Annotated in this window: 14 protein-coding genes; 3 read left to right on the forward strand and 11 right to left on the reverse strand. The window is 67.3% G+C overall.

Going from position 1 to position 15,237, the window contains the following annotated elements:
* Positions 1 to 69: 69 nt before the first annotated feature.
* The 6 genes from BST38_RS17675 to BST38_RS17700 all read right to left on the reverse strand — a co-directional run bounded on the left by BST38_RS17675 (position 70) and on the right by BST38_RS17700 (position 7,977).
* Positions 70 to 1,539, reverse strand: coding sequence for a serine/threonine-protein kinase (locus BST38_RS17675; RefSeq protein ID WP_083144691.1), 1,470 nt, complete (start codon positions 1,537 to 1,539; stop codon positions 70 to 72).
* A gap of 78 nt (positions 1,540 to 1,617) precedes the next feature.
* Positions 1,618 to 3,003 (reverse strand): WS/DGAT/MGAT family O-acyltransferase, encoded by a 1,386-nt coding sequence (locus BST38_RS17680; protein WP_083144693.1) that lies wholly within the window; start codon positions 3,001 to 3,003, stop codon positions 1,618 to 1,620.
* Between the two features lie 119 nt (positions 3,004 to 3,122).
* Complete coding sequence (locus BST38_RS17685) at positions 3,123 to 4,181, reverse strand: fatty acid desaturase family protein (protein ID WP_083144694.1); 1,059 nt, start codon at positions 4,179 to 4,181, stop codon at positions 3,123 to 3,125.
* A gap of 168 nt (positions 4,182 to 4,349) precedes the next feature.
* A complete protein-coding gene (locus tag BST38_RS17690; protein ID WP_083144695.1) occupies positions 4,350 to 5,828 on the reverse strand; it encodes a glycoside hydrolase family 130 protein in 1,479 nt (492 codons plus the stop codon).
* Positions 5,825 to 6,847 (reverse strand): glycosyltransferase, encoded by a 1,023-nt coding sequence (locus BST38_RS17695; RefSeq protein WP_083144696.1) that lies wholly within the window; start codon positions 6,845 to 6,847, stop codon positions 5,825 to 5,827. Before BST38_RS17695 ends, BST38_RS17690 begins: the two co-directional genes overlap by 4 nt.
* Complete coding sequence (locus BST38_RS17700) at positions 6,844 to 7,977, reverse strand: glycosyltransferase (RefSeq protein WP_083144698.1); 1,134 nt, start codon at positions 7,975 to 7,977, stop codon at positions 6,844 to 6,846. Before BST38_RS17700 ends, BST38_RS17695 begins: the two co-directional genes overlap by 4 nt.
* A 441-nt stretch (positions 7,978 to 8,418) precedes the next feature.
* Here BST38_RS17700 and BST38_RS17705 point away from each other — a divergent pair, with 441 nt between their 5' ends.
* Positions 8,419 to 10,053: a fatty acyl-AMP ligase gene (locus BST38_RS17705; protein ID WP_083144700.1), complete on the forward strand. Its 1,635-nt coding sequence runs from the start codon at positions 8,419 to 8,421 to the stop codon at positions 10,051 to 10,053.
* Positions 10,054 to 10,293: 240 nt separating this feature from the next.
* Here BST38_RS17705 and BST38_RS17710 read toward each other — a convergent pair whose 3' ends face one another.
* From BST38_RS17710 to BST38_RS17715, 3 genes are read right to left on the reverse strand one after another with little or no spacing between them, the layout of a single operon-like run.
* Positions 10,294 to 10,491 carry a hypothetical protein gene (locus tag BST38_RS17710; RefSeq protein ID WP_083144702.1) on the reverse strand — a complete coding sequence of 66 codons (198 nt, stop codon included), beginning with the start codon at positions 10,489 to 10,491 and terminating at the stop codon, positions 10,294 to 10,296.
* A gap of 43 nt (positions 10,492 to 10,534) precedes the next feature.
* Complete coding sequence (locus BST38_RS29380; RefSeq protein ID WP_163764954.1) at positions 10,535 to 10,693, reverse strand: DUF6307 family protein; 159 nt, start codon at positions 10,691 to 10,693, stop codon at positions 10,535 to 10,537.
* A 56-nt stretch (positions 10,694 to 10,749) separates the two neighbouring features.
* Positions 10,750 to 11,931 (reverse strand): fatty acid desaturase family protein, encoded by a 1,182-nt coding sequence (locus tag BST38_RS17715; protein WP_083144703.1) that lies wholly within the window; start codon positions 11,929 to 11,931, stop codon positions 10,750 to 10,752.
* A gap of 211 nt (positions 11,932 to 12,142) precedes the next feature.
* Between BST38_RS17715 and BST38_RS17720 the strand changes: the two genes are divergently transcribed.
* The gene (locus BST38_RS17720) at positions 12,143 to 13,339 is read left to right on the forward strand and encodes a N(5)-(carboxyethyl)ornithine synthase (protein WP_083144705.1); all 1,197 of its coding nucleotides are present in this window, start codon (positions 12,143 to 12,145) and stop codon (positions 13,337 to 13,339) included.
* A 31-nt stretch (positions 13,340 to 13,370) separates the two neighbouring features.
* On the opposite strand, the gene BST38_RS17725 is transcribed toward BST38_RS17720, so the two are convergent.
* Complete coding sequence (locus BST38_RS17725; RefSeq protein ID WP_110781785.1) at positions 13,371 to 14,540, reverse strand: glycosyltransferase; 1,170 nt, start codon at positions 14,538 to 14,540, stop codon at positions 13,371 to 13,373.
* Positions 14,541 to 14,730: 190 nt separating this feature from the next.
* Between BST38_RS17725 and BST38_RS29385 the strand changes: the two genes are divergently transcribed.
* Positions 14,731 to 14,868 (forward strand): hypothetical protein, encoded by a 138-nt coding sequence (locus tag BST38_RS29385; protein WP_165761606.1) that lies wholly within the window; start codon positions 14,731 to 14,733, stop codon positions 14,866 to 14,868.
* A 98-nt stretch (positions 14,869 to 14,966) separates the two neighbouring features.
* On the opposite strand, the gene BST38_RS17730 is transcribed toward BST38_RS29385, so the two are convergent.
* Entirely contained in the window at positions 14,967 to 15,170 is a 204-nt protein-coding gene (locus tag BST38_RS17730) for a cold-shock protein (RefSeq protein ID WP_083144709.1), read from the reverse strand.
* Positions 15,171 to 15,237 lie beyond the last annotated feature (67 nt).

A 15,237-nucleotide genomic window follows, 5' to 3' on the forward strand; every position in this document is an offset into this window, starting at 1 on the left:
CACCGCCACCGCTGCCACCCCCGCCGCCGCCATTGCCGCCGCCCCCGCCGCCCTGATCAGTCGGCGTGATCAGTCGGCCGAGCCCCACTCCAGGGCGGGTTCGGCAGAGTCGACGCTGCCGCCGCTGGAGATGGTCAGCTGGTTGGGTTGCACGTCGTAGCGGGCCCCGTCGGATCCGGTGACGGTGAACCCGTCGCCGGAGCGGGTGGCGCCCTGGATCTCGCGGTTGGCGCCGTCGCGCAGCCGCTCCCCGCGGTAGTAGTAGTCGCCGTCGCCGGCCTCGCAGATGATCGCCAGCGACAGCGACGTGCGGATCAACGCGGCGGGCGTATCCCCGGAGTCGCAACGCGCGGTGTGCCCGACGAAGCCCTGCGAATCAGTGCCCGACACCCCGTCGACCGCCGACCTGTTCGGCGACTCCGGCGACGCCGACGTCTCCGTCGAGGACTGCGGAGGCGCCGCGATGCGCGGCGGAGCCGACTCCTTCCCGCCGCTGAACACCAGCACCAACGCGAGGATCACGGCAGCGGTGAACAGCACCACGATGGCGCCGATCAGCGCGAGCTGCCCGCGGGTGAACCGCCGTCCCGGCGGCGGGGGTGGCGGCGGCATCGGCGCCGGGGTCGGGGTCGGCTGGGCCTGGGTGAACTGTCGGGTCGCCGGCGGGGTCGCGGCGGGCTCCGGTGCGGGTGCGGCGTCGACCGCCGCGAGAGCCGCGGCGGCGGCGCGACCCAGCTCCCCGGCGGTGGCGTAGCGCTCGGCGGGATCCTTGGCCATGCCGCGGGCGATCACGTCGTCGAACGCGCGGCTGATACCGCGGCGCATGATGCTCGGCCGCGGCGGCGGGGCGAACATGTGCGCGCTCCACACCTGCCGCACGTCGGCGGCCTCGAACGGGGCGCGGCCCGTCATCGACTCGTACAGCAGGCACGCCAGCGAGTAGATGTCCGAGGCGGGGCCGCCGCGTTCCCCGGAGAATCGTTCCGGCGCCATGTACGCGCTGGACCCGACGACCAGGCCCGTCGACGTCACCGACGCCTCCCCGCCGCCGTGCGCGATCCCGAAGTCGACCAGGTAGGCGAAGTCGTCGTGGGTCAGCAGCACGTTCTCCGGTTTGATGTCGCGATGCACCAGGCCGTTGGCGTGCGCGTCGTCCAGCGCCGCGGCGACCTGGCGCAGGATCGCGACCGCGCGGGCCGGCGGCAGCGGGCCGTCGTTGCGCAGCACCTCTTTGAGGCTGGCGCCGTCGACGAGGCGCATGTCGATGTAGAGCTGGCCGTCGATCTCCCCGAAGTTGTGCACGGGGATCACGTGGGGTTCCTGCAGGCGCGCCGCGACGCGGGATTCGCGGCGGAACCGGTCCTGGAAGCTGCGGTCGGCGGCCATCTCCGGGCGCAGCAGTTTGATCGCGACCATGCGCTCACGCGCGGTGTCGTAGGCGCGGTACACCTCGCCCATCCCCCCGACCCCGATCACGGAATGCAACTCGTACGGCCCGAATCGCGTGCCCAATCGAGCGCCACCCTGCGGGGTGCCCACATCCCATCCTTCCGTCGACGACCAGCAGCCGACGTCTAGGCTTCCCGCTTCGCGCGGACTCTTAACCGCCTCGGGGAATCAGCAGCGTGCCAGCAGTTCGGTCAGCTCGGCGTCGAACCGGTCGGCCAGATCCCACAGGTCCTCGACGAGCTGCGGGCACGAGATGATGCCGACGTTGAGCTTGTCGCCCATCGACATCACCGTGATGTTCAGCCCGGAACCGGGGAAGATCGGCCCGAACGGATACAGCGCGGTGACCTGGGCGCCGCCGCTGTAGAGCGTCGTCGTGGGACCGGCGACGTTGGAGATGATCACGTTGTGGATGACCGCGCGGCTCAGTGAGGTGCGCGACAACACCCCGAGCAGCAGTCCGTACGCGTTGCGCGACAGAGATTGGGCCAGGTCGACCAGCATCGTCGGGCCCAGCGAACCACTGTGTTCCTTGGCGAGCTGGTCCGATTCGCCGATCGCGTGCAACCGCTCCAGCGGATCCTCGATGTCGGTGTGCAGGCTGCAGAACATGCCCGAGAGCTGATTGCGGCCCGGCCGGTCGGACTGACCGTGCACCGACGCCGGGACGACCGCGATCAGGGGCTTGCCGGGCAGCTCACCGCGGTCTTCGAGGTAGCCGCGCAACGCTCCGGCGCACAGCGCCATCACCACGTCGTTGACCTTCACTTCGGCCTGATTCTTGACCTTCTTCACGTCGTCGAGGCTCAACTGCGCGAACGCCACCGTGCGCTCGGAGGTCAGCGGCGCGTTGAAAGGCGTCGACGGCGCCGAGAACGGCGCGGCCATCGCCGTCCCCGACAGCGCGCGGGTCACGGTGTTGGTGATCAGCGACGCCGTCACCGGCACCACCCGGGTCAGCTGCCACGGCCGGGTCACGAACCGCCAGAGCCCGTCGGCGGCGATCTCCAAAGCGCTCGCCGGCTGCGGCGCCTCCACCGGGTCGGGCGGCGGCGCATCGGGTTCGGTGTCGAGTAACTGGGCCAGCAGGTTGGCCGCCGACACCCCGTCGACGGCGGCGTGATGCACCTTCATCAGCACCGCCACCCGATGCTCGTCGTGGGCGGCGCTGCCACCCACCCCCTCGATCACCCACATCTCCCACAGCGGCTTGCTGCGCTCCAGCGGGGTCGCGACGAGCCGCCCGCACAGTTGCGCGAGCTCCTCGCGCCCGCCGGGCTCCGGCAGCGCGACCCTGTTCAGGTGCCGGGAGAGCTGGAAGTCCTTGTCCTCCACCCACACCGGATGGTCGATGTTCAGGTCGGGGTCCTCGAGCTTGGTGCGGAACACCGGGATCGCCGGAACCCGCGACGCCAGCTGGTCGCGGAACTTCTCGAAGGTATAGCCGCCCGGCACGGTCGAGGTGTCCAGCTCGGTGATCGAACACACCTGCAGCGGCACCGTGGAGGATTCGCTGTACAACAGACCCGCGTCGAGGCCACTGAGGCGTTCCATGCGGCGGGCTTACCCGCTGTGACGACCGTCTCAAACCGCGCGCCCTGGTACCCGCCTAGACTCGGCTCACGGTCGTGAATCACGCGTCGATCACCACCGTCAGCCCAGGTTCGACGCGCTCAGGGCGCGTCCGGCAACGCCAACCGGTGGATGATCCGCAGCGTCGACCCGTACTGGTGGGCCAGCGACCCGGTCAGGTAGGGCAGGCCGTACTTCTCACACAGCGGACGGACCCGGCGGGAGATCTCGGCGAGACGGTTGCTCGGCAGGTCCGGGAACAGGTGATGCTCGATCTGGTAACACAGGTTGCCGCTGGCGAAACCGAGCAGCTTGCCGGCCTTGAAGTTCGCCGCGCCGAGCATCTGCCGCAGATACCATTCGGCTCTGGTCTCGGTCTCGAGCACGTCGGCGGCGAACTTCTGGGTGCCGTCCGGGAAATGACCGCAGAAGATCACCACGTAGGACCACAGGTTGCGCAGCAGGTTGGCGACGGCATTGGCCTTCACCGTGCGGCGCCAGCGCTTGAAACTCAGCGCCGGCCACAGCACGTAGTCCTTGACACCCTGGCGGGCGATCTTGCCGCCCAACAGTCTGAGCTGGGCTCGTTTCTCCGCGCGGGGACTGCTCAGATCCACGCCGTGCAATGCGATGCCCCACTCGAACGTCAAGGCCAGCAACAGGTTCTGCAACGGCTGCAGCAGGTAGCCGCGTCGCCACGGCTGGTCGGTGGTCACCCTCATCACGCCGAACCCGAGGTCGTCATCCTCGCCGAGCACATTGCTGAAGACGTGGTGCCGGTAGTTGTGCGACTTCTTCCACTGCGACGAGACCGCGACCATGTCCCACTCCCAGGTGCTGGAGTGGATCTCCGGGTCGTTCATCCAATCCCACTGCCCGTGCGAGACGTTGTGGCCGATCTCCATGTTCTCCACGCTCTTGGCGAACCCGAGCGCGGCGGTCCCCAGCAGCCAACCCGCCGTCGACCGGGTGGTCGCGATCATGACCCGCGCCGCCACGTCGAGTGTGCGTTGGAACGAGATCGTGCGCCGGATGTAGGCCGCATCGCGGGACCCCAGAGACTCCTCGATGTCGGCGCGGATCGCGTCGAGCTCGCGCCCGAGACTTTCGATGTCCTCGGGGCTCAGATGCGTGTATCGGGCGATATCAGTGATGGCCATGGCGGGTCCTAGCGTCGATCCAGCTATAGGGCGACGTGACAGACCCTGAAACCGAAATTTATGAGAAACCGGTCGGCGGTGGCGTAGCGAGAAGCGTTATCACGCCGACGGGCTCCTCCAGCATACCCGAGACCGGGCCGACCAAACGGCGGGAGACCACACGGGGCCTTAGGGCCGCAACTCTGCCATCAGCTCAATCAGCGGCACCGTGGCCACACCGATGGCGCTGTCGCAGATCCCGACCGGGATCACCACGGTACCGGCGTGGATGAGCGCACCACACGAATACACCACATTCGGAACGTAGCCGTCGCGCTCGTCGGGCGCCGGGACCAGCAGCGGCCGCCGGAGTCGACCGATCACCCGGGTCGGATCGTCGAGGTCGAGCAGGATCGCCCCGATGCTGTATGTGCGCATCGGCCCGACGCCGTGGGTCAGCACCAGCCATCCCTCATCGGTTTCCATTGGGGGGCCGCAGTTTCCGAGTTGCAGCGTCTCCCACACCTCGGCCGGCTGTTGGCATGGCGCCGAGGTCGTCCACACCGACAGGTGGTCGGCGAACGCGACGGTGTTGGTCTCACGGTCCGACCTCGACATCGCGGCGTACCGGCCGCCGATGCGGCGGGGGAACAACCCGAGGCCCTTGTTCGCCGCGGCGCGCCCGACGAGCGGGGCCGAGGTGAACGTCTGGAAGTCCGTGGTGGTGAGCAACTGCTGGCTGATGCGCGAGCCGCTGTAGGCGGTGTAGGTGGCGTGGTAACTCACCGAACCGTCGTCGTCGACGAACCGTACGAAGCGGGCATCCTCCATTCCGGCGTGCTCAGCTTCCATCGCCGGCCACAACACCCGTTCGGAAAGCGCTACACCGGAGGCGAATTCGACTGCGTAGCAGCGAGTGGCGATGCTACGGATCAGCGCGATCGTCTCCTCGGCATGTCCCCACATGGTCAGGTTGGCGTGCAGCCTGTCGAGCCGCTCGTCGAGATCGGATCTGGTGAACAGTTCACCGAGGCCGGCGAAGACGTAGTCGGCGGCTTCACCGTCGCGGCCTCGTTCGCGGAGCGCGACGCGAAAGACGGCGGCGTCGAGCAAGGTGGGCTCGACCCGGCCGGTGGATGCGAACGGAGGCGGTTGGTCGATCGTGGCGTGCCCCCGCGCGTCGACGATGCCGGTGCGGAATCCGATCGTGGAGCGGTGGCCCTCGCCGATCCCACGCACGCTCATCACGAACCGCAGGCCGCCTTCGGCGACGTCGCTCTGGTCCGGATGCGCGACGACGCTCGGATTGCACAGCGCCGCACCCTCGATCGCGTACTCGTTGGTGAAAGTCGCGCCCAGCAGAAGCAGCCGTGCTTCGTCGAGTCCGTGCTTCGGGTCGAGCCGGTCGGCAAGTTCGTCGGCATGTCTGCGAAACGTCCCGGCCAGATCGCGGTGGCGCCCGTCGAAGCGGGTCAGCACGTCGCGCAACGTCGTGCGCACCTCGTCGTCGGTCAGGGCCAGGATTCTCGACAACACGCTGCCTGCGCGGGAGTCCTGGGGTTCGAAACCCTCCTGGCCGGGCACGAACAGCCGGGTGACCACGCGGCGCGGGTCGGCCGACATCCGCTGCCGGCTGCGCGTCGCCAGCTGCTCTCCGGTGACCGTCATCGGGCGACCGGCGCCAAGGTGCGTGCGTGTTGCATGGTGGCGAGCACGGCGAGGGTGGACTCCGCGCCCTGGTTGAGATTCACCCGGTCGGCGTGCAGACCGTCGAAGCCGGCGCCGCTGCGCGGATCCCACATCGGCAAACCGAGGTCGTTGTCGCCCTGGAACCAGGCCACCGCGGCCATGACGCCCCCGGGCCAGATCGAGCTGGAGTCGGTGGCTGCCGCGCGTGCACATGCCTCGGCCAGGCTGGCGACCTCGATCGGTTGCTGGTCGAATCCGGGCGCGCTGTCTTCCGGTCCGCGTCCCGCGACGGGGGTGGGCGAGAGATGACCGTTGGACGTCTCGACCCCCAGCAGCCATCGCAGCGCATCCAGGCCGCGCTGCCGCAGCGGAGCATGGTGCAGCGCCACCCCGGCGGCGATCATCGCCTCAGCCAGGGTCGCGTTCCCATAGGTGAGGCGCGGTTCGGGCCACGGCCATTCGGGGTGCTGAGGCGCCCGAGGCACCGAACGGGAGTAGTCGGCCAGCAGCTTGAGCGCGGCGACGTTCTGCTGGTCTGCGCCGAGCAGCTCGGCGGCGCCGATCGCGGCGAACGCCATCGCGCGCCGGTGCGGTGAGCGGGCCACGGCGGCGCGTTCGAACTGGATCGCCGCGAGCCGGCGAACCATCTCGACGGGGCTGTGCGCGGCGGCGGTGCCCAATCCCCAGATCGCACGCCCCCAGTGGTCGTCGGTGCTCGGCGCGTCCGTCCAGTGGCCGCCTGCGCTCATCCTGTTGTGACAGGTGCCGTCGGCCCACTGGGCGCGACCCAGGAAGGAAAGCGCGTTGGTGGCAAGCCGTTTCACCTCGGCGGTCGGCTCGGGTTCGCGCGCGGTGACCACCAGCACCCTGGCCATATCGTCGGTGCAGTACCCGTGGTCGCGACGAGGTTCGGCGAGCAGCGCGTGCTCGAAGGTGGCGCGATGGTCCGTCAGGCGCAGCAGGTGGCTGAACACCGGTTGCGGTACCGCCCCGATCACGGTGCGGCCAGCCGCTCCGCGACGAGATGCCGGGCCAGCTCGACGTACGCGTCGGCGACCACCGGCCAGGCCGTCGCGGGCGCCAGATGGCTTGCCGCAGAGGCCATGGCGTCGGCAGTGCGTGGGTCGGTCAGTAGTTGCCGCAGCGCCTCGACCAGCGCCCGTGGGTCGTCGTGGCCGACGACGGTGCCCGCTCCGCTGCCGAGCACCTCCACCGCATGGGGGAAGGCGGTCGCGATGACCGGTCGCCCGTTGGCGACGGAGTCGATCAGCACACCCGAGGTGACCTGGTCCCTGGAGTCGTACGGCAGGACCACCACCGCCGCGCCGCGCAACAGCGCGGTCAGCTCCTGCGGGGTGCGGTAGGCCGGGTCGAAGCTCACCGAATCGGCGACACCGAGCCGCTGGGCGTGGGCGATGAGGCCGTTCCGATAGGCTTCCCCCTCGGTGGCGAGCACCTTCGGGTGGGTACGGCCGGCGATCAGGTAGCGCGGCGGCCCGGGAAGATCGGCCAGCGCGGCCATCGCGTCGATGACGCGTTCGACGCCCTTGCCGGGGCCGAGTAGACCCCAGGTCAGGATGGTCGGCCGTCCGGGCGGTGCCGGCACGATATCCGCCGGTAGCGCCGCGCCGTGCGGGATGACGGTCACCTTCGACGGGTCGATGCCGTAACCCGCGCACAACAGGGTCCGCGCCGACGCCGACATCACGACCGCGCGCCCCGCCCGGGCGACCACGGCCTCGAGGACCGAACGTTGGTGCGATGCAGGATCTTTGAGCACTGTGTGCAGCACGACGATCGATGGCACACGCAGGGCACCCATGATCTCGACGACCTCGTCGCCGTCGGTGCCGCCGTAGATGCCGTACTCGTGCTGGATGACGGCGACATCGCTGAGGTTGAGCCATTCCGATGCCGCGGCGACCGAGGACGCCGAGCCGTTGACCAGCTCTCCCACCACACCGCCGGCCGCAGAGGCCGTCCCGTCGGCGATGCGCACGATGCTGACGTCGACGCCCTTGGCCGTCAACCCATCGGCAAGCGCGGCGCTGAACGTCGCGAGGCCGCATACCGTCGGCACGTAGGTGCTGAGGATCCCGACACTCGGCACATGGGAAAAGCCCTGCATTCCAAAGGGTGCGACCACATGATCGACTGACGGAGCATTCAAGATAGTCCCGACCGGACTGTTGCCACCGGCGTGGCCGGCGTGTGTGGAGACTCGGGGAGAACACCACGACGCGGTAAGTGCACTCAACCGAACTGCTGGGATTGCCAGCTTCCGCCAGCCTACACCTCGCGCCGCCACGGGCCCGTTCGCCGACTTGATGCCTAATCCCCCACTTCAGGCCTGCTTCGCGCTACGGTTTGGGTTGGGTTGATGTTCCAGCCCCACGGAAACGTCGCGGCGGCGACCCGGTCCCCGCCGAACCAAACCTCGACGTCAGCCGCCATTCACGGTTTGCGACACACTCGGGTTCACGGCGACGGCGGACATCTCTGCACTGTCCCGGCGGGCCACGAGATCAGAGCACGGATCTGTGCGCACCATTGTCATGAAGGGCTGCCGATGAGTCAGTTCACCGAAACCATGTACGCCAACGCCCACCGCAGTACGAAGGGCATCAACACCGGCGAACCCCACGCACCGGTCCGCCATTCCTGGGAGGAGGTCCACCAGCGCGCCCGCCGGATCGCCGGCGGGCTGGCCGCCGCCGGTGTCGGCCCCGGTGACGCGGTCGCGATGCTGGCCGGCGCCCCGGTCGAGATCGCCCCGGCCGCACAGGGTGTGTGGATGCGAGGTGCCAGCGTGACCATGCTGCATCAGCCCACACCACGGACCAACCTGGTGCGTTGGGCCGAAGAGACCACCGCCGTCATCGAGATGATCTCGGCCACCGCCGTGGTCATCTCCGATCCGTTCATGGCCGCCGCGCCGGTGCTGGCCGAGCTGGGCATCGGCGTGCTGAGCATCGCCGACCTGCTGACCGCCGAGCCGATCGATCCCGTCGCCACCGGCGACGACGATGTGGCGCTGATGCAGTTGACCAGTGGCTCCACCCGATCGCCCAAAGCGGTTCAGATCTCCCACGCCAACATCGTCGCCAATGCCGTCGCGATGACCGAGGGATGCGACTTCGACATCGACACCGATGTGATCGTCAGCTGGCTGCCGTGTTTCCACGATATGGGCATGACCGGCTATCTGACGGTGCCGATGTACTTCGGCGCCGAGCTGGTCAAGATCACCCCGATGGACTTCTTGAGCGATATTCTCTTGTGGCCCAGGCTGATCGACAAGTACCGCGGCACGATGACCGCCGCGCCCAACTTCGCCTACAACCTGCTCGCCCGACGGTTGCGCCGACAGGCCACCCCGGGAGAGTTCGACCTGTCCTCGCTGCGGTGGGCGCTCTCAGGCGCCGAGCAGGTCGACCCGGACGACGTCGCGGATCTGTGCGCGGCCGGTGCCCCGTTCGGCCTCAAACCCGAGGCGGTGATCCCCGCCTACGGGATGGCCGAGACGACCGTGGCGGTGTCGTTCTCCGAATGCGGCGGCGGCATGGTCGTCGACGAGGTGGACGCCGACCTGCTCGCCGTCCTGCACCGTGCGGTCCCCGCGACGAAAGGACACACCCGCCGCCTGGTCACCCTGGGCCGGCCCCTGGCGGGACTGGAGTTGCGCGTGGTCGACGAATACGGCTCTGTGCTGACCCCCCGGGGCGTGGGCGTCATCGAGGTACGCGGGGCATCGGTCACCACCGGATACGTCACCGCCGCCGGATTCATTGCCGCACAGGATGAGCGGGGCTGGTACGACACAGGCGACATCGGTTACCTGACCGAGGCCGGCGACGTCGTGGTGTGCGGACGGCTCAAGGACGTCATCATCATGGCCGGCCGCAACATCTACCCCGCCGACATCGAGCGCGCCGCGGCCCGTGTCGAAGGGGTGCGCCCCGGCTGCGCCGTCGCGGTGCGCCTCGACGCCGGACGATCCCGGGAGACTTTCGCAGTCGCCGTGGAATGCAAGGATTTCCAAGACCAGGCGCAGGTGCGACGGGTCGAACACCAGGTCGCGCATGAGGTGTTCGCCGAAGTGGACATGCGCCCGCGCAGCGTGGTGGTGCTCAAGCCCGGCACGATCCCGAAGACCCCGTCGGGGAAGCTGCGCCGTGCGCATGCGCACTCGCTGGTCTGCTGAGCGAGTACCGCCATATGACACGATGGTGGATTTCGACGCGGATGACCGGGGTAGCGGGACTGGTCGCCGGCGCCTGAGCTTGCCGACCGGATCAGCCGCCAGAAACCTGTCGCGGCCGCGTCCAGGCTGACCTCGGCCTGCGACAGCGCGTCGAGCTCTGCCCAGGCGCCGCTGTCGGGGTCGTCGATGGCGGCGTGCAGGTCGGTGTCGAGACGGGCACAGGGCTCGCGTAGCGCCCGATCAGCGCCGAAATCGCCTTTTCTGCCAGCGCTTTTCGTCGCCGTCGACCTCCGCCCATTCGCCGGCCGCGTAGCTGTGCGCGGCCCTGGCGCCTACCCGGACGACGTCGAGAGCACCGTCGTCGTGCTTGACGTATGCGTCGCCGAAGCGCAGGTATTCGTCGACTCTGCCGTCAGGCAGTTTCACTATGACGGTCACCGCCGTACACCTCCACGCCGAGTGGTTCTGCGAACCGGGCGGCTCAGCGCACCTTCTCGGGTATCGAGTCAAGTACGTGCAACACGCGTACCGCCAACTCCCCCGCGGCTTTGTCACCGAGTTTCGAGTTGTCCTTGATGGCGTTCTGCACCAGCGCGACGCGCTTCTCGTAGGGAGATCGGAATGTTTGTGGCGAAGCCATCATGAAATCCTTTTGAAGTCGGGCCTGTTCACTCGAAATCGAGTTGCCCGATACCTTCAACGTACGCTGTTTCGCCCCGAAGCGGGTGAATACGGCGCTGCCCAGGGGGCATCGTGAAATTTCTTCTCCGAAGCGGTCTCCGGGGCGTCGTCACTGGTTGCGGTCAGAAACCGGTCAGGAAGGGCGAGCTTGTGAATGGTGCGCAGCGTCTGAAAGTACTGGCGCGCAAGCGATCCAGTGGTGTACGGCAGCCCGTACCGGGCGCAGATCTCCTGCACCCGGACCGCGATCTGGGCGTAGCGATTGCTCGGCAGATCAGGAAACAGGTGATGCTCGATCTGATAGCACAGGTTGCCGCTGGCGAACGCCAGGAACCGGCCCGCGGTGAAGTTCGCCGCACTCAGGATCTGGTGCAGGTACCAATCACCGCGACCGTCCCGTTCGATGACATCCGGGGTGAACTTCTCTGCCCCGTCCGGGAAATGCCCGCAGAAGATCACGACGTACGCCCACAGATTCCTGCCGAGGTTGGCGCTTGCATTGGCCAGTAACGTTCTGCGCCATCGCTTTCCGCTCAGCGCCGGCATCAGCACATAGTCCTTGGTCACCTGCCGGACGATCTTTCTGCCCAGCTCCGCTCTCTGCTCGGCCAGCCTGACGGTGTCCGGCAGGAGCCGGTCGCGTTCGGAGTGGATGCCGTGCAACGCGATTCCCCACTCGAAAATCACTGCCAGCAGAATGTTTCGAAGCGGCTGAAGCAGGTGGACGGGCTGCCAGGGCTCATCGCGGGTCATCCGCATGATGCCGAACCCGAGGTCGTCGTCGACCCCCACGACGTTCGTCAGGACGTGATGTCGGTAGTTGTGCGAGTACCTCCACTGCGAGGAGACCGCCACCATGTCCCACTCCCACGTCGCGGAGTGGATCTCGGGATCGTTCATCCAGTCCCACTGACCGTGGGACACATTGTGCCCGATCTCCATGTTCTCCACGCTCTTGGCGAACGCCAGAGCCGCCGTCCCCGCCACCACCGCGGCGCGGGACCGACTACAGGCGATCACCCCACGGGCGACCACCTCGAGTACCCGCTGGAACGCGATGGTGCGCCGGATGTAGGCCGCATCGCGTTCACCGAGCGACCCCTCGATATCCCGGCGAACTTGGTCGAGTTCCCGTCCGAGTGCGTCGATGTCCTCTCTGCTCAGATGCGTGTAGGCCGCGAGATCGGCGATGGCCAAACGATTCCCGCCAATCGGTGTCAATGAGGGCTGTGCGTCAGACCCAACAGATGCGGACCACCGGCAAGGCCTCGACGGGCCGAGCCAGCGTATCGGCACCCCACAGCCTAGTGAGGCTCAACCCGTGCGTCAACGGATCCGGAAAAACGGCGCCGGGAGGTAGGCTGGTCGGGTCGGGACCATCCACAGGTCCCGAGGTTAGGTGCCGACGATGTCCGATGACGATGAATCGTCCACCACTGAACATGCTGAAGATCAACGTCTTTCGATCGGCCTGCTGGCTGAGTCCCGCAAACCCGGCGAACGCCGGTTGCCGATCCACCCGGCGCACCTGAGCCGGATCGATCGTGCCGTGGCTCCGCAGGTCTTCCTCGAGCACGGCTATGGCTCGCGCTTCGGAGCGACCGATGAGGCCCTGTCGGCCCACGTGGGTGGCATCCGCACCCGGCAGGAACTGATCGCCGACTGCGATGTCATCCTGCTCCCGAAGGTCCAGGCCGAAGATCTCGCGGAATGTCGGACAGGGCAGATCATCTGGGGGTGGCCGCACTGTGTGCAGGACACCGACCTGACGCAGGTGGCCATCGACCGCAAACTGACTTTGATCGCGTTCGAGGCGATGAACCACTGGCGTCCCGACGGCGGGTTCAGCCTGCACGTGTTCCACAAGAACAACGAGCTCGCCGGGTACTGCTCGGTCCTTCACGCCACCCAGCTGACCGGCGTCACGGGCAGCTACGGACGCCGACTGAGCGCCGCGGTCCTCGGCTTCGGCTCGACTGCGCGCGGCGCGGTGACCGCACTCAACGCCCTCGGTGTCGACGACGTGCACGTGCTCACCAACCGCGACGCCGCGGCCGTCGGATCACCGATCCACTCCACTCAGATCTCACAGATGGGGCGCGACCCGGATACGCCCGACCGAACCTGGGCGGACACTCCCGACGGGCGCATCCCGGTCGCCGTGTTCCTCTCCGGCAAGGACATCGTCGTCAACTGTGTCCTCCAGGACCCGAACGCGCCGCTGACCTTCGTGACCGAAGACGATCTCCCCGCGTTCGCCCCGCGCAGCCTGATCGTCGACGTCTCGTGCGACGTCGGGATGGGCTTCTCCTGGGCCACCCCCACGTCGTTCGCCCAACCGATCGTCGAGTTGCCGCACGGCCCGCTGTACTACGCGGTCGACCACAGCCCGTCGTATCTGTGGGATTCAGCGACCTGGGAGATCAGCGAGGCGTTGCTCCCCCACCTGGTACCACTGCTCGAGGGCCCAGCCACCTGGGACGTCACCCCGACGCTGCGCCGCGCGATCGAGATCCGTGACGGCGTCGTGCTCAACGAGGACATTCTGTCGTTCCAGCACCGCCGTCACACGCCACCCCACGAGGTCTCTGACGCCGGCCGGTGAACCTCATCGGCGAGAACGACGCCCGCGACGGTCATCGCCCCATGCGCCGTTCCGCCAGCAGTCCAGCGGCCAACTGAATGTACCCGTCGGCGACAACCGGCCATGCCATCGCCACAGCCAGTTCGCGCGCCGCCGAAGCCATCGTCCCCGCGAGCCGCGGCTGCGTCAGAACCCGGCGAAGCGCAGCGGTCAGCGCTTCCGGGTCACCGTGCGGGACCAGGATGCCTGCACCGTCACGCAAGAGCTCGACCGCATGCGGGAATGCGGTCGCAACCACAGGTCTGCCGCTGGCGACCGCATCCACGAGAACACCCGACGTCACCTGATCGGTCGAATCGTAGGGCAACACGATCACCGCGGCACCTTGAATCAGTGCTGACAGCGACGTTCTGTCCAGGTAGCGGCCGTCGAAAGTCACCGAGTCGGTGAGACCGCCGGCGCGGACCTGTTCGACGAGGCTGTCTCGATACGATTCACCCTCGCGCACCAGGACTTTCGGATGCGTCTGCCCAGCGATCACGTACCGGGGACGGCCAGGGACGTTGAGCAGTGACGGCATCACACCGATGACATGTTCGATGCCCTTCCCCGGGCCCAGTAACCCGAACGACAGGATGACCGGCCGGCTGGCTCGCTTGAGCCGTGGCTGAGAAGGCAGCACCGCGCCGTGCGGGATCACGACCACCTTGCGGCGGTCCGCGCCGTAATCACGGCACAGCCGTTCGCGGGCCACCTCCGTCATCACAACGACCCGGTCGGTCAGGGCCACCACCTGTTCTAGAACCCACTTTTGTTGTGGCTCAGGGTTTTCCAATACGGTATGCGCGATCGCCACCGCAGGGACCCGCAAGCCGCGGAGAATGGTCAGCAGCTCGTCGCCGTCGGCACCACCGTAGAGTCCGTACTGGTGCTGGATCACCGCGATGTCACAACTGTTGAGCGACTCCGCGCAGCCGGCCGCCGACAGCGACGATCCGTTGACCAACTCCCCGATCACCCGCGGCTCCGACGACTCTGTGCCATCGGCGATTCGCACGATCGCGACCTCGGCGCCACGTGCACTCAGCGCCGTTGTCAGTGCGGAGGCGAAGGTCGCGAGCCCGCACGGGGTAGGAGGAAAGCTACTCAGCAATCCGAAACGGATTGTGCCGGAGGCCCACCGGCGCGGCGTCGGCCCGAGCATGGATTCGAAAGTGGGCATCGGGTTCACAGACAATCCAGACGGCCGATTGGTACCGGCGCGTCGGCGTGAGCGGTTGCTCGTCGAGATCAGCCATCTCGGCTGAAACATCCCGGATCGGCTGGGTTCCCAATAACTTCGAGGTTACACCGACCAAGGCGTAGGCTGAACCTTGTTGGGACCATTCAGGACCCATGATGAAGGGTCGACCATGTCTGACAAGTCCCCGCGGCAAGCCATGTCAAAGAAATCCGGGAAATCCCTGAAGGAAAAGCGGGCCGAAAAGCACGCCAAATCCGAAGCCAGGTCTTCGGCGGCAGATTCGCTCTTCGAGAACAAGAAGCGCTGAGAGAGTCGGCTTTACCCGCCGAAGACCTCACGCTCCGAAACGAATTCGTGGGCCGATGGAATAACTCCACCGGCCCACGAATCGTGTTGCGAAGACTGTTAGATCGCTGAAACTCCAACGGCCTGCGGGCCCTTGGCGCCCTGTTCGATCTCGAACTGCACGCGCTGATTCTCGTCGAGCGAGCGGAAACCGCTGCCGCTGATCGAGGAGTAATGGACGAACACGTCTTCCGACGCGTTGTCGGGGGCGATGAAGCCGAAGCCCTTTTCGCCGTTGAACCACTTCACAGTTCCCTGTGCCATACTTTTTCCAACTTCTTTCATTTCCAACAGATGTCGAGACCGACACCTGCACTTACGGTAACACGAC

Origin of the sequence: Mycolicibacterium parafortuitum (genome assembly GCF_002086815.1) — a bacterium.
GTDB classification, from domain to species: domain Bacteria; phylum Actinomycetota; class Actinomycetes; order Mycobacteriales; family Mycobacteriaceae; genus Mycobacterium; species Mycobacterium parafortuitum.